This window comes from Enterobacter cloacae complex sp. CARB60 (assembly GCF_036487345.1).
GTDB classification, from domain to species: domain Bacteria; phylum Pseudomonadota; class Gammaproteobacteria; order Enterobacterales; family Enterobacteriaceae; genus Enterobacter; species Enterobacter asburiae_D.
In genome coordinates this window covers 1,520,262-1,539,076 of the sequence record NZ_JAZKLC010000002.1, presented here as the reverse complement: position 1 = coordinate 1,539,076, position 18,815 = coordinate 1,520,262, and the positions used below count along the sequence as shown (strand labels likewise).

Sequence of the window (18,815 nt, the reverse complement as noted above, 5' to 3'; positions counted from 1 at the left end):
TCTCTTAAAAAACAACGGTCTTGTAGAAAACGGAAGTAAGCGCGCTTCACCCGAAGACGATATTAAATCTTCTTAAGTGGGAAAGCATTCGCATAGCAGTGTAATTTTGACGCGGGAAGTTATTTTCAGAATTGATTAATGAAATTATAAATTTTAAAAATATAAAACACATACAATATTCACCATACCGATAAATATCATCCCATTCGACTACACAAAACCGTCCACTTTTGTTACATTTTTTTTCAAACATCACCTGCGTTGATACTTAAAATGGACTGTCTGCTCCGCTTTGCACGATCCGCAGACGAAAAGTATCTGTAACGATATCACTGGAGAAAAAATGGCTAAGCGTAAATTGCTGCTTCTGGGTGTATTACTGTCTCTGGCGGGATCCGCATTCGCAGCCCCGCAAACGGCCGCTGCGCCATCTGGCATCAAGGCCTATGAAGAACAAGAGTTCATCGCTGACTTTACGAAATTCAAGATTGGCGACACGGCACCGGCGCAGTATCAAACGCCGGAGTACACTATCAAACAGTACCAGCTGCGTAACCTGCCGGCTCCGGATGCCGGAACCCACTGGACCTACATGGGTGAGAACTACGTGCTGATTGGCGATGCTGATGGCAAGATCTACAAAGCCTACAATGGAGATATTTTCTATCACCGCTAACGCAATTCTGATTCGCTCCTGGCAGGAAAGTGACCGCCCTTTCCTGCGCACGCTCTACCTCCACGCCCGGCGCGTTGCCTGGCCATGGCTGGACAGTTCTGACTGGCAGCTTGAAGATTTTGACGCGGCAACCCGTGACGAAGTGATTTGGGTTGCTGTTCAGAACGGCCATCGCCTGGGGTTTGCCTCCGTCTGGGCGAACGATAATTTCCTGCACAACCTGTTTGTTGACCCGGGGTATCAAAGCCTCGGAGTCGGGCATGTGCTCCTGGAACAGGTGCAGAAAACGTTTACCAGTACGGGCTCGCTTAAGTGTCTGGTGAAGAATGCGCGGGCTATTGCGTTTTACCAGCGACACGGCTGGCACATTGAGGCGACGGGTAATTCTCCGGACGGAGAGTATTATTTGATGCACTATCGGTTGGGTTAAAGTCGGGTGGCGGCTTCGCCTTACCCGACCTACGTGATGGTGCCATTTGTAGGCCGGGTAAGCGAAGTGTATGACCGGATACATAGGTGACAGATCAGACCGGGAACATAGGTAACACTTTTTAGTCTATCCGGAGCACACTCTGGGTTTTTCGGTCATAGTACGCAAGCGTTATTCCGTTAAAGATGATGGCTTCAAGGCCATCATCTTGTTCTTCCAGCATGATGTACTCATCAGTCAGCGCTTCACTCAGGAACACCGTCCCCTTTTTTCCCATATAGAGTGTCCCCCTCGATTTCACCCTGTAGACCGTACCTCCTTCCGGATAAGCATATTCAGGAACCCTGCCATCCCAGTGCCGGCCTGAGGGCTTCCACACCGTTCCGGGCGTTGCACCCGCCAGGGCTTCATGCGGCCTTTCGTGGTTAAACTCTTCCCGGTAGTCACTGAACCACCGCTGTTGTTCTTCCATCGTCATGAAGGTGTTGCCCTGTTTCACTGCACTTTTCAGCGAGCGGTGCATTCGCTCATGACGGCCGTTTTCTTCCGGATGCCCCTTTCTGATACGTTCCGGTCTGATGCCCAGCTTTATCAGCCAGACGGCAAGGCGACTTAACCCGGCGATACCTGTTCCCGCGAACGGCTGACCGTTATCCGTTCTCAGGACTTCCGGCAGACCGTACTCCAGGAACGCATCCGTCAGGCACTGCCTGACGAAGGGCTCGCTCTCCCGGTCCGTTCCCCGGCAGCTCAGAAGGTACCGGCTGTGATTGTCGGTCAGGGTGAAGGGATGGCAGTACTCTCTGCTCAGCAGCCTGAACTTGCCTTTAAAATCAGCGCTCCAGACCTGATTGTTCTCACTGATGATGGTCAGAGGCTGGCGATTACCCGGTGTTCTGCGTTTTCGCTTTTTATCCGGAACCAGGCCTTCACGCTTGAGGATATCGCCGATAGTGCTGGCAGCAGGGACGGTAAAATCGACGTGATGATTGAGCAGCCACATCCGCAGTTTTTTGGGGCCCCAGTCAGGGTGTTTTTGCCTCAGGGCAGTCAGGTGTCCGGCGATATCATCAGGAACCGTCCGGGAGTGGGAGTGTGGCGCGCGCGACCGGTCAGAGAGAGATGACAGGTCAGAGGGGTCAAAACGCTGAAGCCATTTATAGCCGGTTTTACGGCTGATGCCAAAAAGACGGCAAAGAGCGGAGAAGGAGTCCGTACCTGCATGGCAGGCACGGATAAAATCAAGGCGTTGCATAGGTCGGGTCTCAGTCCAGGGCATAGCGAGTCTCCTCTTCTATGCCAGTTATAACTGTTACCCATGTATCCGGTCTAAAGTGTTACCCATGTTTCCGGTTCATACCGAAGCGCCACCCGGCAATCCAGCGCTGGGGAATTACACCGCGCGGAACGCGATTTCACCTGGGATGATTTCGCCCTGCCAGTAGAGCTGCGCCGCAACTCGACCCGCCAGCTGACGATACATCTCCGCAAACTCGCTGTCCGGACGGCTGACCACCGTCGGCTTTCCGCTGTCCAGATCTTCACGCAGGGTAATGTGCAGCGGCATCTGTCCCAGCAGCTGGGTATGATACTTCGCGGCCAGTTTCTCTGCGCCACCCGTACCGAAGATAGGCTCGTGGTGACCGCAGTTGCTGCAGATGTGCATGCTCATGTTCTCGACGATACCGAGCACCGGCACTTCCACCTTCTCGAACATCACGATGCCTTTTTTGGCGTCGATCAGCGCGATATCCTGCGGCGTGGTCACGACGACTGCCCCCGTGACCGGAATGTTTTGCGCCAGCGTCAGCTGAATGTCACCGGTGCCCGGCGGCATGTCCAGCACCAGATAATCCAGATCCGGCCACATCGTCTCCTGCAGCATCTGCAGCAGCGCCTTGCTGGCCATCGGGCCGCGCCAGACCATCGCGTTATCGTCGGTCACCAGATAACCGATGGAGTTGGTCGCCAGACCGTGCGCCATGATTGGCGCCATATGGGTGCCGTCCGGCGAGGTTGGGCGCTGGTTTTCCGCGCCCAGCATGTTCGGAATAGACGGGCCGTAGATATCCGCATCCAGAATACCGACCTTTGCCCCTTCTGCCGCCAGCGCGAGCGCCAGGTTTACGGCAGTAGAGGATTTCCCCACCCCGCCCTTGCCTGAACTCACGGCGATGATGTTTTTCACGCCGTTCACGCCCGGCTGGTTTTTCACGCGCTTCAGCGTGGCGATGCTGTGGCTCAGCTTCCAGTCAATGGCTTTTGCGCCGGTAATGCGCAGCAGCTCAGAGCTGGTCTGCTCTTTCAGCGCGTCAAAGGCGCTGGTCCAGACGAACGGCATCTGCAGCTCAATGTGCAGCGTATCGTCCAGCCAGGCAACGTGGTGTAACGCTTTCAGCGTAGTGAGATTGTGCTTCAGGGTTGGATGCTGAAAGTTAGCCAGCGTCCCGGCGACCATTGCTCGTAAGGCTTCCGGTGATTTGGCCTGGGATTGAGAACTCATCCCGACTCCTTTGTTCTTGTGAATAAGACCTTAGATGAACAAGTTTACCTGAAAGGCCGTGGTTTGTGCTTACTTAATAATGCCCCTTTTGGTAATATCAAAAACCCTTTTCACAGTTAAAAGAAGTAATGCCTACTATGACTCAAGTCGCGAAGAAAATTCTGGTAACGTGCGCACTGCCGTACGCCAACGGCTCAATCCACCTCGGCCACATGCTGGAGCATATCCAGGCTGATGTCTGGGTCCGTTACCAGCGAATGCGCGGCCACGAGGTTAATTTCATCTGTGCGGACGATGCCCACGGCACGCCGATCATGCTGAAAGCGCAGCAGCTGGGGATTTCCCCGGAGCAGATGATTGCCGAAATGAGTCAGGAGCATCAGACTGATTTTGCTGGCTTTGACATCAGCTATGACAACTATCACTCCACGCACAGCGATGAAAACCGCGAGCTGTCGGAGCTGATCTACACCCGTCTGAAAGAGAACGGTTTTATCAAAAACCGCACTATCTCTCAGCTGTACGATCCGGAAAAAGGCATGTTCCTGCCGGACCGTTTCGTCAAAGGCACCTGTCCGAAATGTAAATCCCCGGACCAGTACGGCGATAACTGCGAAGTGTGCGGCGCGACCTACAGCCCGACCGAGCTTATCGAGCCGAAATCCGTGGTTTCCGGCGCCACGCCTGTGATGCGTGATTCCGAGCACTTCTTCTTCGACCTGCCGTCCTTCAGCGAAATGCTGCAGGCGTGGACCCGCAGCGGCGCGCTGCAGGAGCAGGTGGCGAATAAAATGCAGGAGTGGTTCGAATCCGGCCTGCAGCAGTGGGATATCTCCCGCGATGCACCGTACTTCGGCTTCGAAATCCCGAACGCACCGGGCAAATATTTCTACGTCTGGCTGGATGCGCCAATCGGCTACATGGGCTCCTTCAAGAACCTGTGCGACAAGCGTGGCGACACCGTCAGCTTCGACGAATACTGGAAGAAAGATTCCACGGCCGAGCTGTATCACTTCATCGGTAAAGATATCGTTTACTTCCACAGCCTGTTCTGGCCGGCGATGCTGGAAGGCAGCAACTTCCGCAAGCCAACCAATCTGTTCGTACACGGCTACGTGACGGTGAACGGCGCGAAGATGTCCAAGTCCCGCGGAACGTTCATCAAGGCCAGCACCTGGCTGAACCACTTCGATGCGGACAGCCTGCGCTACTACTACACCGCGAAGCTCTCTTCCCGCATCGACGATATCGACCTGAACCTGGAAGATTTCGTGCAGCGCGTGAACGCGGACATCGTCAACAAGGTGGTGAACCTGGCCTCCCGTAATGCGGGCTTTATTGCCAAGCGTTTTGACGGCGTGATGGCGGCTGAACTGGCTGACCCTGCCCTGTACAAAACCTTTACCGACGCGGCAGCGACCATTGGCGAAGCATGGGAAACCCGTGAATTCGGTAAAGCCGTGCGCGAAATCATGGCGCTGGCCGACCTGGCAAACCGCTATGTGGACGAGCAGGCACCGTGGGTGGTGGCGAAACAGGAAGGTCGCGATGCCGATCTGCAGGCCATCTGCTCTATGGGCATCAACCTGTTCCGCGTGCTGATGACCTACCTGAAGCCGGTTCTGCCGCAGCTGGCAGCCCGTGCTGAAGCGTTCCTGAACACTGAACTGACCTGGGATGCAATGGCGCAGCCGCTGCTCGGCCACAAGGTGAACACCTTCAAGGCGCTGTACAACCGCATCGAGATGAAGCAGGTTGAAGCCCTGGTGGAAGCGTCTAAAGAAGAGGTGAAGGCGGCTGCAGCACCGGTCACCGGCCCGCTGGCGGACGATCCGATTCAGGAAACCATTACCTTTGACGATTTCGCCAAAGTCGACCTGCGAGTGGCGCTGATTGAAAACGCGGAGTTCGTGGAAGGTTCTGACAAGCTGCTGCGCCTGACGCTGGATCTGGGCGGCGAGAAGCGCAACGTCTTCTCCGGCATCCGCTCAGCGTATCCGGACCCGCAGGTGCTGATCGGTCGTCAGACCGTGATGGTGGCGAACCTGGCGCCGCGCAAAATGCGCTTCGGCATCTCTGAGGGGATGGTGATGGCTGCGGGCCCTGGCGGGAAAGATATCTTCCTGTTAAGCCCAGACGAAGGCGCGAAGCCGGGTCAGCAGGTGAAATAACAAAAAAGCCGGAGAGTGTCTCCGGCTTTTTTTTGCCCGGCGGCGCTGCGCTTGCACGGGCCTACGGGTTTTGTAGGCCGGGTAAGGCGAAGCCGCCACCCGGCTAAAAATCACGCCTTCGGGTGATGCACCCGGTGGGTCAACCCGCGCAGGAAATTGCGCAAGAACTGGTCGCCGCACTCGCGATAGTTTTTATGATCCGGCGCGCGCATCATGGCGGTCACTTCCGGCACGGATACGCGGTATTTTTGCTCCGTCATGATCGCCACAATATCGTCCGTTTTCAGCGAGAACGCGATGCGCAGCTTTTTCAGCACCGTGTTGTTGTTCACGCGACGCTCCAGCGCCAGCTCTGGCGCAGACTCATCTTTGCCGCGCTTATCGTAGATAAGGCCGTTCAGGAAGCCAGAAAGGATAATATCCGGGCAGCGAACAAAGCCCTCTTCATCTTCTTTGGTCATCCAGGTATCGAAACCTGCAGACGTGGCTTCCATATCGGACAACGCAAGAATGCGCACCATGTCGTTATTGTTTGCTTTCAGGGTGTAGCGCAGGCTACGAAGAATGTCATTACTAATCATGAGTGCCTTTAACTGTCGATGTTGCAATGGCGCGCAGTGTACCAGTTTTACAGGCCAATCGCCTCTTTCAAACTCTTCAGATAGCGACGGCTGACGGGTACCGTTTGCCCGGCACGCAGCACCAGCTCGGCCTGGCCGTTATCTTCCAGGCGGATCTCCTTCAGGTGCGCCATGTTCACCAGATACTGGCGATGGCAGCGGATAAGCGGCGTACGGCTCTCCAGCGTGCGCAGGGTCAGTTCGGTAAACCCTTCGTTCCCTTCCGCGCTGGTGACAAACACCCCGCTCAGGCGGCTGCTGACGAACGCCACATCATCCATCTGCAAAAGATAGATCCGGCTGTGCCCGGTGCAGGGGATAAACTTCAGCGGCTGCTGGTTTTCCGGCAGCAGCGTAACGTCCTGTACGGTTCGCTCCTGGCGTAAACGGGTGAGCGTTTTTTCCAGACGCGTCTCTTCAATCGGCTTGAGTAAATAGTCAAACGCGTGCTCCTCGAAGGCCTTAACGGCATATTCGTCGAACGCCGTCAGAAACACGATGTAGGGGCGATGCGCCGGGTCGAGCATGCCGACCATCTCCAGCCCGCTGATGCGGGGCATCTGAATATCAAGGAACAGCACGTCCGGGCGCAGTTTGTGCACCGCCCCGATGGCCTCAATCGCGTTCGCGCACTCCCCCACAATCTCAATATCAGGCTGCTCCTGCAGCAGAACGCGCAGGTTTTCCCGTGCCAGCGGCTCGTCATCCACAATCAGCACTCTTAACATGCGTTTTCCTCCAGCGGCAGTCGTACGGTAATACGGGTAAATCGGTCTGGCTCGCAGGCGACGGTAATACCGCAGTCGTCGCCAAAATGCGCGCGCAGGCGTTTATCCACCAGGCTCATCCCTAAACCGCCGGAGGCGGAAGGCTGATAAAGCCCGGCATTATCTTCAATATCCAGCACCAGATGGTGATTAAAACGGCTGGCGGCAATGGTTATCTCCCCTGTCCCCAGAAGCTGTGACGTGCCGTGTTTAATGGCGTTTTCGACAATAGGCTGCAGAGTAAAGGCAGGAAGATGCTGATACGCCAGCTCGTCCGGAACGGAGAGCGTCACCTGCAGGCGCGACTGGAAACGCGCCTGCTCAATCTGGAGGTACGCATTCACGTGCTCAATCTCATCGGCGAGGGTGACGATCTCCGACGGCCGTTTCAGGTTCTTGCGGAAAAAGGTCGACAGAAACTGCACCAGCTGCGCGGCCTGATCGCTGTCGCGGCGGATCACCGCTTTAAGCGTGTTGAGGGCATTAAAGAGGAAGTGCGGGTTGACCTGGGCATGCAGCAGCTTAATTTCGGACTGCGTCAGCAGCGCTTTCTGCCGTTCATACTGCCCGGCAAGAATTTGCGCTGACAGCAGTTGGGCGATCCCCTCCCCCAGCGTGCGGTTGATCGAGCTGAACAGACGGTTTTTTGCCTCATACAGCTTGATGGTGCCCATCACCCGCTGATTTTCCCCGCGCAGCGGAATCACCAGCGTGGAGCCCAGCTTGCACTGCGGATGCAGCGAACAGCGGTAAGGCACTTCGTTACCGTCGGCATACACCACTTCACCGGTTTCAATGGCGCGCAGCGTGTAGGCTGAGGAGATCGGTTTACCCGGCAGATGATGATCGTCCCCGGTGCCGGTAAAGGCCAGCAGCCGCTCGCGGTCGGTTATGGCCACCGCGCCGATATCCAGCTCCTTGTAGAGCACCTGTGCGACCTTCATGCTGTTCTCTTCGTTAAATCCCTGCCGCAGGATCCCTTCGGTCGAGGCGGCGACCTTTAGCGCCGTGGCGGAAAACGCCGAGGTGTACTTCTCAAACATGGCGCGCTTGTCGAGCAGAATACGCATAAACAGCGCCGCGCCCACGGTGTTGGTTACCATCATCGGGGCGGCAATGCTGCTGACCAGGTGCAGCGCATCCTCAAACGGACGGGCAATGAGCAGAATGATCGCCATCTGCGCCATTTCGGCCACAAAGGTAATGGCACCGGCGGTGAGCGGGCTAAAGACTTTATCCGGGCGGCCGCGTTTGATCATGTAGCTGTGCACCAGCCCGCCGAGCAGCCCTTCCACGATCGTGGAGATCATACAGCTGAGCGCCGTCATCCCGCCCATGGAATAGCGATGCAGTCCCCCGGTTAAACCGACAAGGCCACCGACGACGGGCCCCCCCAGCAGTCCGCCCATCACCGCGCCGATCGCGCGCGTATTGGCAATAGAGTCTTCGATATGAAGACCAAAATAGGTCCCCATGATGCAGAAAATAGAGAAGGTGACGTAGCAGAGCAGCTTATGCGGCAGACGTACGGTGACCTGCATCAGCGGGATAAACAGGCGCGTTTTGCTCATCAGCCAGGCAATGACAAGAAACACGCACATCTGCTGAAGCAACAGCAGCACCAGATTAAACTCGTACATACTCAAAACCGCACACGCTAAAAACGCGTAACATACACTGATGCGGGTTTACTTTCTTTGAAGCATCCCAAAAAAGCGCAAAATCGTGTCCGTTATCACACCTTTTTCAGAATATCGCACATGCTTCGCATTGTTTGTTCAAAAATCAACCAATCCTTCCTGGTTCGCCAAAGTGAGTCTACAGTTAAGCTGGGGACGCGTAAGCCAGGGGGCGAATATGGCGCTTTACACAATAGGTGAAGTGGCACTCCTTTGTGATATCAATCCCGTTACCCTACGGGCGTGGCAGAGACGGTATGGATTACTCAAACCGCAGAGGACCGACGGTGGGCATCGCCTTTTCAATGAGGCCGATATCGACCGCATTCGCGAAATTAAAAGCTGGATCGACAACGGGGTGCAGGTCGGCAAGGTGAAGTCCCTGCTGAGCCACGACGATCCGGACACGCATCACCTCTGGCGCGAACAGCAGGAAACCCTGCTGCGACTCCTGCAGGCGGGCAATCTTCAGCGCCTGCGCGCATGGATAAAAGAGCAGGGCCGTGATTATCCGGCACAGACGCTGATCAACCACCTTTTCATTCCGCTCCGTCGACGCCTGCAGTGCCAGCAGTCCACCCTGCAGGCGCTGCTCAGCATGCTCGACGGGGTGCTGATCAACTACATTGCCGTCTGCCTGGCCTCGGCGAAGAACAAAGCCGGAAAAGATGCGCTGGTGGTCGGCTGGAACGTGCACGATACCACCCGCCTGTGGCTGGAAGCGTGGATTGCGACCCAGAAGGGCTGGCGCGTGGATGTCCTGGCGCACTCGCTGGCGCAGCTTAAGCCCGAGTTTTTCGACGGCCAGACCCTGCTGGTCTGGTGTGGTGAAGTGCCCTCCGCCACGCAGCAACAGCTGCTGACGGAATGGCGCGAGAATGGTTACCCGGTTTATTCCCTTGGCCCGGATGAGCCATAACGGCATTTAATGGTTCATTAACAGTTGCGCTTCACCGTATAATTGTTCCATTAACAACAGGAGCACATGATGAAGGCAACCAAACTGGCCATTATTACCCTTTTTGTCCTGATGGCCGTGAGCGGTATCGGCGGCGTGATGCTGGCAGGATATTCGTTTATTGTTCGCGGCGGTGTCGGCTGAGGTACAGCGCCAGCCGCTCAAAAAGGCGATCGACGACGATTGCCGCCAGCGCGACCAGCACCGCCCCCTGCACAATATAAGCCGTATTAAACCCGCTCAGGCCGATAATAATCGGCGTTCCCAGCGTATTGGCACCTACAGTTGACGCAATGGTTGCCGTCCCGATGTTAATAATGACCGACGTGCGGATCCCGGCAATGATAACCGGTGCCGCAAGCGGCAGTTCAACCTTGCGCAGCCGCTGGCCGCGACTCATCCCCATCCCTTCAGCCACGCTCAGCACCGACGCCGGTACCGCCGCGAGGCCCGCCAGCGTGCCCTGCAGCACCGGCAATACGCCGTATAAAATCAGCGCAATAATGGCGGGCTGCTGGCCAAAGCCCATCACCGGAACCGCTATCGCCAGCACCGCCACCGGGGGAAACGTCTGACCAATGGCCGCTATCGTCTCCACCAGCGGACGAAACTCCTTGCCCGCAGGCCGCGTGACCGCGATACCTGCCCCTACCCCCAACACAACCGCGATGGCGCTTGAGAGCGCCACCAGCCAGAGATGCGCCAGGGCGAGATTAATAAAGCTCTCCTGCTGATAGACCGGCCGCGGCAGCCCGGGAAAAAGGGTGTTAAACAGCGCCGCGCTGTGAGGCATCAGAAACAGTAAGGCGATAAAGAGCGCTACCAGCCAGAGGAGCGGATCACGCAGTGCCTTCACGCGTCACCTCCCCGGCCAGCAGATCGCGAAAATGTAAGGTTCCGCACGGCGCCCCGCCGGAGTCCGAGACGGGCAATACCTCGCACTGGCGCGCGACAAACGCCGAGAGAGCATCCCGCAGGCTCATCTGCGCCTGCAGCGGTTCGCCGCTCACCGGGAGCTCCTCCCGACGCATATAGTCGCTGACCGTCCGCAGGGAGAGCAGCCTCACGCCCAGCTCGCTGCGGCCAAAAAACTCGCGCACAAAGTCGTTCTTCGGCCATGTTAATAGCTCAAGCGGCGAGCCCTGCTGCACCACTTCACCATGATCCATCAGCACCAGATGGTCGGCCAGGCGCAGCGCTTCATCAATATCGTGCGTCACGAGAACGATCGTGCGTCCGAGAATGCGGTGAATGCGGGTCATCTCTGCCTGCAGCGCCCCGCGCGTGACCGGGTCCAGCGCGCCGAAGGGTTCATCCATCAGCAGCACCTGGGGGTTGGCCGCCAGCGCGCGCGCCACGCCCACGCGCTGCTGCTGGCCTCCGGATAACTGATGAGGATAGCGGTCGCGCAGCGCGGGCTCTAAGCCCAGCAGAGACATCAGTTCATCCACCCGGTCAGCGATTTTTGCCCGCGACCATTTCTCCAGCTGCAGCACGGTGGCGATGTTCTGCGCCACCGTCCAGTGGGGAAAGAGACCGATAGACTGAATGGCATAGCCCATCCGACGGCGCAGCTCCAGCACCGGCAGGCTGCGGATCTCTTCTCCCGCAAAGCGGATCAACCCGCTGTCATGCTCAACCAGACGGTTAATCATCTTCAGGGTGGTGGATTTTCCCGAGCCAGAGGTGCCAATCAGCACGGAAAACGCGCCCTCGGCAAAGTTGAGGTTCAGGTGGCTCGCCGCCGGGCGACCTGCAAAGGTTTTACTGACATCATGAAATTCAATCATTGGCTCTTCTCCTGAGCAGCGCGAGCCATAAGGCAAACAGCGCGTCGACGACAACCGCCAGCGCAATCGTGGGAACCACGCCCAATAACACCAGATCGAGCGCACTGCTCAGCAGCCCCTGGAACACCAGCGCGCCAAAGCCGCCCGCGCCAATCAGCGCCGCAATCACCGCCATGCCGACGGTTTGTACCGCCACCACCCGCAGGCTGCGCAGCAGCAGGGGCAGCGCCAGCGGGAGCTGAATTTTCCAGAAACACTGCCGTGCGCTCATCCCCATCGCATGGGCACTTTCAAGCACATCCGGCGCGACCTGGCCCAGCCCCGCGACCACGCCGCGCACCAGCGGCAACAGCGCATACAGCACCAGCGCGATGAGCGCGGGCGTTAACCCCGTTCCGGCTATGCCGAGCGTTCCCAGCACCGGAAATGACTTCACCAGCCCGGCCAGCGGGGCAATCAGCAGGCCAAACAGCGCAACGGAAGGAATGGTCTGGATAACGTTGAGTACCGCAAAGACCCCGCCCTGTCGTGAAGGGTGGCGATAGCACCACATGCCCAGGGGGATCCCGAGCAGGAGCGCCGGAAAAAGCGTGCCGAAGAGGATCGTCAGGTGTTGCGCCAGGGCATCATCAAATACCTCCTGACGGTTGGCGTACTCTTTTAACAGCGAGAGATTGTTCAGCTCACCGCTGAACAGCAGGAAAAGTGGAATGCACCATATCTGCGCGTTGAGCACCCAGCGCCAGACGGCGCTGGAGATGAGTCGACGAATAGCATCGCTGCTGGCCAGCAGGCACAGAGCCAGCCACAGCCAGAGGCCGCTGCCCACCGTGGTTCTCGCCAGCGGACTTTCCGCCGACGCCATATGCGTCGCCGCCTGTCCGGCCCCCCAGAACAGGATGATAAACAGCCCTTCCGCGAGGAGCAGCGTCAGCCACTGCGCCGTACGCCCTTGCCAGAGCGATAGCGCCACCCACGCACCCAGCGCCGCCGCCAGCCACCACGGCGTGAACGCCCACACTTCCCAGAGATAGCGCCCCTCCCCTGACATCAGGCGGTTAGGAGCGACATTCACAAACGGCAGCGCGACTGCCGCGATGGCCACGCAGGCCAACAGCAGCAGTACGCGGTTATGACATTTTATTGGCACAGCCCTTTCCCGTTACTTCACAAGCCCTTGTTGTTTCAGGAAGTCAGCGGCCACTTTCTTGGCATCCAGCCCCTCGACGGCAATGCTGGCATTCAGCTGCTGCAGCGTTTTTTCATCCAGCTTTTCGAAGACCGGCTTAAGCCAGTCGGCAATCTCCGGATAGGCTTTCAGCACCGCCTCACGCACAACCGGAGTCGGGGCGTAAATCGGCTGTACGCCTTTAGGATCGGTCAGGGTTTGCAGGCCGAGCGCCGCCACCGGGCCGTCGGTACCGTAGGCCATGGCCGCGTTAACGCCAGAGGTTTGCTGCGCCGCCGCCTTGATGGTCACCGCGGTATCCCCGCCCGCCAGCGAAAGCAGCTGCGCCTGGTCGAGCTTGAAGTCGTACGCTTTTTCGAACGCCGGGAGCGCATCAGGACGCTCGATAAACTCCGCGGACGCCGCGAGCTTAAAGTCGCCCTTCTCTTTCAGATAGCGGCTGAGATCCGCCAGCGAGGTCAGCTTACCTTTCTCCGCCACGTCCTTGCGCACCGCGATGGTCCAGGTATTGTTCGCAGGCGCAGGCGTCAACCAGACCAGCTTGTTCTGCTCCGCATCGAGTTTTTTGACTTTTTCATACCCGGCGCTGGCGTTTTTCCATGCAGGATCGTTTTCTTGTTTGAAGAAGAACGCGCCGTTGCCGGTGTATTCCGGGTAGATATCCAGCTCGCCGGAGGTGATCACGCCGCGCACGACGGGCGTGGTGCCAAGCTGGACTTTATTGACGGTTTTCACGCCGTGGCTTTCCAGCACCTGCAAAATAATATTGCCGAGCAACGCCCCTTCGGTATCGATCTTTGAGCCCACTTTTACCGGCTCCGCCGCCTGTAGCGGCAGACTCAGCGCCGCCAGCAGCATCGCAGATCCCAACATCCCCTTTGCCATCGTCATTCTACTATCCTCATTTATTTTGCTGCCTTTTTCAGAGGCTTGAGAGAAAAGCGTAGCTTAAAACGGCCGAATTAACCGTCAAAATGCCTTTTTAGCATAAGGTAAGACGCATCCCCCGCAGAACGGGGGATGCAAAGGAGGGAAAGGTTACAGCAGCTCGAACTCGCCTTTATTCACGCGGGCGGAATCCACGCCGATAAAGACGTTAAACTTGCCGGGTTCCGCATCGTATTTCATCTGCTGGTTCCAGAACTTCAGCGCATCCACGTCAATCGGGAAGCTGACGGTTTGGGTTTCGCCAGGCTTCAGGTTGACCTTCTCGAAGCCGCGCAGCTGCTTCACGGGACGGCTCATCGACGCGGTGACATCCTGAACGTACATCTGAATCACCGTCGCCCCTTCGCGCTTGCCGGTGTTGGTCACCTCAACGCTGGCGGTAACTTTGCCGTCACGCTTCAGGCTCGGTGCCGACATTTTCACGTCAGAGACCTTGAAGGTGGTGTAGCTCAGGCCGTAACCAAACGGATACAGCGGGCCGTTAGCTTCGTCGAAGTAACGAGACGTGTACTTGTTCGGCTTGTCGGCATTGTACGGGCGACCGGTGTTCAGGTGGCTGTAGTAGACCGGGATCTGCCCGACGGAGCGCGGGAAGGACATCGGCAGCTTGCCCGACGGGTTGTAATCACCAAACAGCACGTCGGCGATGGCGTTACCGCCTTCGGTACCGGCGAACCAGGTTTCCAGAATAGCGTCAGCCTGCTGATCCTCTTTCACCAGCGCCAGCGGACGCCCGTTCATCAGTACCAGCACCAGCGGCTTGCCGGTGGCTTTCAGGGCGGCGATCAGATCGCGCTGGCTCTGCGGAAGGGTGATATCGGTACGGCTGGAGGCCTCGTGCGCCATCCCCTGCGCTTCGCCCACGACCGCGACAACCACGTCAGACTGCTTCGCGGTACTCACCGCCTCGTCGATCATCTCCTTCGGCGTGCGCGGATCGACCTTCACCGCCTCCTCGTACTGGTTGAGGAAGGTGACGATGTCTTTATCGTTGGTGACGTTCGCCCCTTTGGCGTACACCACCTTCGCGTTATCACCCACGGCACTCTTGATCCCGGTCAGCACGGTCACGGACTGATCGGCCACGCCCGCGGCAGACCAGCTGCCCATCACGTCGCGCTTGCTGTCGGCCAGCGGGCCCACCACGGCAATGGTGCCGGATTTTTTCAGCGGCAGCGTGTCGAGGCGGTTTTTCAGCAGCACCAGACTTTCGCGCGCCACTTCACGCGCCTCTTTGCGGTGCAGACGGCTTTCTGCATTGGTATCTGCCGGGTCAGAATCCTTCGGCCCCAGATGGCTGTATGGATCGTTAAACAGCCCCATGTCGTATTTCACGTTCAGCACGTGCCGCGCGGCATCGTCCAGCTCCGCCATCGTGACCTTGCCGCTCTTCACCAGCCCCGGCAGGTATTTGCTGTAGTACTCGTCGCTCATGCTCATGTTGATGCCGGACTTGAGCGCCACGCGCACGGCGTCTTCCGGATCGGAGGCGGTACCGTGTTTGATCAGCTCTTTAATCGCGCCGTGGTCAGAAACGGTGATGCCTTTAAAGCCCCACTGGTCGCGCAGCACGTCTTTCAGCAGCCAGGAATCGGACGTCGCAGGCGTGCCGTTCAGCGAGTTCAGCGCGACCATCACCGCGCCGCTGCCCGCATCCAGCCCTGCCTTGTACGGCGGCATGTAGTCGTTGAACAGGCGCTGCGGGCTCATGTCGACGGTGTTGTACTCTTTGCCGCCCTCCACTGCGCCATAGGCTGCGAAGTGTTTGACGCTGGTCATCACCGAGTAGCGGTCTGCCGGGCTTTTGCCCTGCATCGCTTCCACCATGGTTTTCCCCATCGTGGCCGTTAAATACGTATCTTCGCCAAAGCCTTCCGACGCACGGCCCCAGCGCGGATCGCGCGAGACGTCCACCATTGGCGCCCAGGTCATGTTCAGGCCGTCGTCCGCCGCTTCATAGGCCGACACGCGCCCGACGGTTTTCACCGCGTCGAGGTTAAAGGAGGAGGCTAAGCCGAGGCTGATAGGGAAGACGGTACGCTGGCCGTGCAGCACGTCATAGGCGAAGAATAACGGAATTTTCAGGCGGCTGAGTTCCATCGCCTGATCCTGCATTTTGCGGATATCCTGACGGGTGACGGTGTTAAAAATCGCCCCCACCTGGCTCTCTTTAATCATGTCACGGATGGCCTCTTTCGGGTTATCCGGGCCGACGCTGATAAGACGCAGCTGGCCGATTTTCTCATCGACCGTCATTTTCTTGAGCAATTCCGTGACAAACGCGTCCCGTGCTTCAGGCGTGAGCGGGTGATTACCAAACAAATCCTCTGCCAGCGCAGGTTGCAGCGCCAGGCTGACGGCGACACCTACAGAACATAGCCATTTCATGTCGTTTTACTCTCTCATCAATAACCGCCGGACGATCTCGGCCATACCGTGCGAAAAGCGCAGTGTGCCATAAACCCTCAGAACGTTGCAGGGTTATTCTCTGATTTTTCTCGTGAATACTCGACCGCTTAACAGTTAATCGCGCTATGCTTTAAAACGAGAAATTTGCCCCACCACAAGGAGTGGAAGATGTCTTCTGTTCGAACAAACGATAACACGACTTTTATTAACGAACTGTCGCGCCTGGTTGGCTCCTCTCACCTGCTTACCGACCCGGCCAAAACCGCCCGCTACCGTAAGGGCTTCCGCTCCGGTCAGGGCGAGGCGCTGGCCGTGGTGTTCCCCGGCACGCTGCTGGAGCTGTGGCGCGTTCTCAGCGCCTGCGTCACCGCCGACAAGATTATTTTAATGCAGGCCGCCAATACCGGCCTGACTGAAGGCTCTACGCCGAACGGCAACGATTACGATCGCGACATCGTGATTATCAGCACCCTGCGCCTCGACAAGCTTCACCTGCTCGATAAAGGCGAGCAGGTGCTCGCGTTCCCCGGCACGACGCTCTACTCCCTGGAAAAAGCGCTTAAGCCGCTGGGTCGTGAGCCGCACTCGGTGATTGGCTCATCCTGTATTGGCGCCTCGGTGGTCGGCGGGATCTGTAATAACTCCGGCGGCTCGCTGGTGCAGCGCGGCCCGGCCTACACCGAGATGTCGCTGTTTGCCCGTATTGACGAAAACGGCAAGCTGACGCTGGTGAACCATCTGGGGATTGATCTCGGCGTGACGCCAGAGCAGATCCTCAGCAAGCTTGATGACGATCGCGTGAAGGACGAAGACGTGCAGCACGATGGCCGCCACGCGCACGATCACGACTACGTGACCCGCGTGCGGGATATCGACGCGGATACGCCTGCGCGCTATAACGCCGACCCGGACCGCCTGTTTGAATCCTCCGGCTGCGCCGGGAAGCTTGCCGTTTTTGCCGTGCGTCTGGATACCTTCCCGGCAGAGAAAAAGCAGCAGGTGTTTTACATCGGTACCAATCAGCCTGAGGTTCTGACGGAGATCCGCCGTCATATTCTGGGGGAATTCAGCCATCTGCCGGTAGCGGGCGAGTACATGCACCGGGACATTTACGACATCGCCGAGCGTTACGGCAAAGATACGTTCCTGATGATCGACAAGCTCGGCACCGACAAAATGCCGTTCTTCTTCACCATGAAGGGCCGCACCGACGCGATGCTGGAGAAAGTGTCGCTGTTCAAACCCCACTTCACCGACCGCTTTATGCAGAAGCTGGGCAACGTTTTCCCGGCGCATTTACCGGAGAGAATGAAAACCTGGCGCGACAAATACGAACACCACCTGCTGCTGAAAATGGCCGGGGACGGGATTGCCGAAGCGCAGACCTGGCTTACCGAGTTCTTCAAAACCGCTGAGGGTGATTTCTTTGCCTGCACGCCGGAAGAAGGCAGCAAAGCCTTCCTGCACCGCTTCGCTGCTGCGGGTGCCGCCATCCGTTACCAGGCGGTGCATTCCGAAGAGGTGGAAGATATTCTGGCGCTGGATATCGCCCTGCGCCGTAACGACACCGAGTGGTTTGAGCACCTCCCGCCGGAAATCGACAGCAAGCTGGTGCATAAGCTCTATTACGGCCACTTTATGTGTTATGTCTTCCATCAGGATTACATCGTCAAAAAAGGGGTCGATGCACACGAACTGAAGGAGCAGATGCTCGCCCTGCTGCATGAACGCGGCGCACAATATCCTGCGGAACACAACGTCGGGCATCTTTATAATGCCCCTGACGCACTTAAGCAGTTTTATCGCGAGAATGACCCCACAAACAGCATGAATCCCGGGATTGGTAAAACAACGCGGAAGAAATACTGGAAAGAGAGCGCAGATGCGGAGCAGCGCATAACGCAAGCGTCTGATTAATTCCTACAGCCAAATTTGAGAGATTGTTTAGCGCGCCTTAATCGTAATAGAGTGACTCTCTGACGCCGGAGTAACGTTTCTCCGGCATTCTATAACGAGGAGCAGGCACATCATGTCGGCTGTTGATGTTTTATCCGAGACCGAACTGGAAGTGCGCGATGCCCTTCCCGATGATGTGCATGCCATCGCCGCGATCTATGCCTGGCATGTGCTTCACGGGCGCGCGTCATTTGAAGAAGTTCCCCCCACCGTTGATGAAATGCGTCAGCGTATGAAAAGCGTGGCTGAGAGCGGTTTACCGTGGCTTATCGCGCTGTATCGCGGCATCGTGGTGGGCTACTGTTACGCCACGCCTTACCGTCCGCGACACGCCTACCGCTATACCCTGGAAGAGTCGATTTACGTGGATGCCAGCATTACCGGGCGCGGTTTTGGCTCGGCGTTAATGTCTGCGCTGATTGAACGCTGCGAACAAGGCCCGTGGCGGCAGATGATTGCCGTTGTGGGAGATGGCAACAATAATTCAGGCTCGCTGCGGCTGCATAAAAAGCACGGCTTCGAGATTGTCGGCCAGCTGCGCAGCGTGGGGTATAAGAAAGGCGACTGGCGGGATACGGTGATTATGCAGCGCCCGCTCAACGATGGAGACTGGACGCTGCCGGAATAAAAGCAAAACGGTAACCTGGGTTACCGTTTTTAGTGTTTTCTCCCTCTCCCTGTGGGAGAGGGTCGGGGTGAGGGCATCAGCGCGCACAAAC

17 protein-coding genes are annotated in these 18,815 nt (G+C 57.5%); 7 read left to right on the top strand and 10 right to left on the bottom strand.

The window, feature by feature from the left end:
• Window positions 1-343 precede the first annotated feature (343 nt).
• Window positions 344-676 (top strand): RcnB family protein, encoded by a 333-nt coding sequence (locus tag V4835_RS08410; RefSeq protein WP_023336316.1) that lies wholly within the window; start codon window positions 344-346, stop codon window positions 674-676.
• Window positions 651-1,106, top strand: coding sequence for a GNAT family N-acetyltransferase (locus V4835_RS08405; RefSeq protein ID WP_331411901.1), 456 nt, complete (start codon window positions 651-653; stop codon window positions 1,104-1,106). Before V4835_RS08410 ends, V4835_RS08405 begins: the two co-directional genes overlap by 26 nt.
• Window positions 1,107-1,227: 121 nt before the next feature.
• Here the strand turns inward: V4835_RS08405 and V4835_RS08400 are convergent, their stop codons facing one another.
• Together V4835_RS08400 and apbC are read right to left on the bottom strand one after the other, a co-directional pair.
• Complete coding sequence (locus V4835_RS08400; protein ID WP_331411180.1) at window positions 1,228-2,385, bottom strand: DDE-type integrase/transposase/recombinase; 1,158 nt, start codon at window positions 2,383-2,385, stop codon at window positions 1,228-1,230.
• A gap of 114 nt (window positions 2,386-2,499) precedes the next feature.
• Window positions 2,500-3,609 carry an iron-sulfur cluster carrier protein ApbC gene (gene apbC / locus V4835_RS08395; RefSeq protein WP_029740176.1) on the bottom strand — a complete coding sequence of 370 codons (1,110 nt, stop codon included), beginning with the start codon at window positions 3,607-3,609 and terminating at the stop codon, window positions 2,500-2,502.
• A gap of 137 nt (window positions 3,610-3,746) precedes the next feature.
• On the opposite strand from apbC, the gene metG reads away from it, so the two are divergent.
• Complete coding sequence (gene metG / locus V4835_RS08390; protein ID WP_047346535.1) at window positions 3,747-5,780, top strand: methionine--tRNA ligase; 2,034 nt, start codon at window positions 3,747-3,749, stop codon at window positions 5,778-5,780.
• A 110-nt stretch (window positions 5,781-5,890) separates the two neighbouring features.
• Here the strand turns inward: metG and V4835_RS08385 are convergent, their stop codons facing one another.
• Genes V4835_RS08385 through V4835_RS08375 form a run of 3 tightly spaced genes read right to left on the bottom strand, consistent with a single transcriptional unit; the run spans window position 5,891 to window position 8,807 of the window.
• On the bottom strand, window positions 5,891-6,361 hold the full coding sequence (locus V4835_RS08385) for a DUF1456 family protein (RefSeq protein ID WP_006176388.1): 471 nt from the start codon (window positions 6,359-6,361) through the stop codon (window positions 5,891-5,893).
• A gap of 47 nt (window positions 6,362-6,408) precedes the next feature.
• Window positions 6,409-7,128, bottom strand: coding sequence for a two-component system response regulator BtsR (gene btsR, locus V4835_RS08380; RefSeq protein ID WP_032658907.1), 720 nt, complete (start codon window positions 7,126-7,128; stop codon window positions 6,409-6,411).
• Window positions 7,122-8,807: a sensor histidine kinase gene (locus V4835_RS08375; protein ID WP_063143803.1), complete on the bottom strand. Its 1,686-nt coding sequence runs from the start codon at window positions 8,805-8,807 to the stop codon at window positions 7,122-7,124. Before V4835_RS08375 ends, btsR begins: the two co-directional genes overlap by 7 nt.
• A gap of 217 nt (window positions 8,808-9,024) precedes the next feature.
• Between V4835_RS08375 and mlrA the strand changes: the two genes are divergently transcribed.
• Together mlrA and V4835_RS08365 are read left to right on the top strand one after the other, a co-directional pair.
• A complete protein-coding gene (gene mlrA, locus V4835_RS08370) occupies window positions 9,025-9,765 on the top strand; it encodes an HTH-type transcriptional regulator MlrA (RefSeq protein ID WP_063143802.1) in 741 nt (246 codons plus the stop codon).
• Between the two features lie 69 nt (window positions 9,766-9,834).
• A complete protein-coding gene (locus tag V4835_RS08365; RefSeq protein WP_008500895.1) occupies window positions 9,835-9,948 on the top strand; it encodes a protein YohO in 114 nt (37 codons plus the stop codon).
• On the opposite strand, the gene V4835_RS08360 is transcribed toward V4835_RS08365, so the two are convergent.
• The 5 genes from V4835_RS08360 to bglX all read right to left on the bottom strand — a co-directional run bounded on the left by V4835_RS08360 (window position 9,923) and on the right by bglX (window position 16,119).
• Window positions 9,923-10,660, bottom strand: coding sequence for an ABC transporter permease (locus V4835_RS08360; RefSeq protein ID WP_331411900.1), 738 nt, complete (start codon window positions 10,658-10,660; stop codon window positions 9,923-9,925). The genes V4835_RS08365 and V4835_RS08360 overlap by 26 nt on opposite strands.
• On the bottom strand, window positions 10,644-11,594 hold the full coding sequence (locus V4835_RS08355; protein ID WP_331411899.1) for an ABC transporter ATP-binding protein: 951 nt from the start codon (window positions 11,592-11,594) through the stop codon (window positions 10,644-10,646). The genes V4835_RS08360 and V4835_RS08355 overlap by 17 nt, the downstream gene beginning before the upstream one ends.
• Window positions 11,587-12,744: an ABC transporter permease gene (locus tag V4835_RS08350; protein WP_331411898.1), complete on the bottom strand. Its 1,158-nt coding sequence runs from the start codon at window positions 12,742-12,744 to the stop codon at window positions 11,587-11,589. The genes V4835_RS08355 and V4835_RS08350 overlap by 8 nt, the downstream gene beginning before the upstream one ends.
• A 12-nt stretch (window positions 12,745-12,756) precedes the next feature.
• On the bottom strand, window positions 12,757-13,674 hold the full coding sequence (gene osmF, locus V4835_RS08345) for a glycine betaine ABC transporter substrate-binding protein OsmF (RefSeq protein ID WP_331411897.1): 918 nt from the start codon (window positions 13,672-13,674) through the stop codon (window positions 12,757-12,759).
• Between the two features lie 147 nt (window positions 13,675-13,821).
• Entirely contained in the window at window positions 13,822-16,119 is a 2,298-nt protein-coding gene (gene bglX, locus V4835_RS08340; RefSeq protein ID WP_331411896.1) for a beta-glucosidase BglX, read from the bottom strand.
• A 189-nt stretch (window positions 16,120-16,308) separates the two neighbouring features.
• Between bglX and dld the strand changes: the two genes are divergently transcribed.
• Together dld and V4835_RS08330 are read left to right on the top strand one after the other, a co-directional pair.
• Window positions 16,309-18,057, top strand: coding sequence for a D-lactate dehydrogenase (gene dld, locus V4835_RS08335; RefSeq protein ID WP_331411895.1), 1,749 nt, complete (start codon window positions 16,309-16,311; stop codon window positions 18,055-18,057).
• 112 nt (window positions 18,058-18,169) lie between these two features.
• Entirely contained in the window at window positions 18,170-18,724 is a 555-nt protein-coding gene (locus V4835_RS08330) for a GNAT family N-acetyltransferase (protein WP_331411894.1), read from the top strand.
• Window positions 18,725-18,815 lie beyond the last annotated feature (91 nt).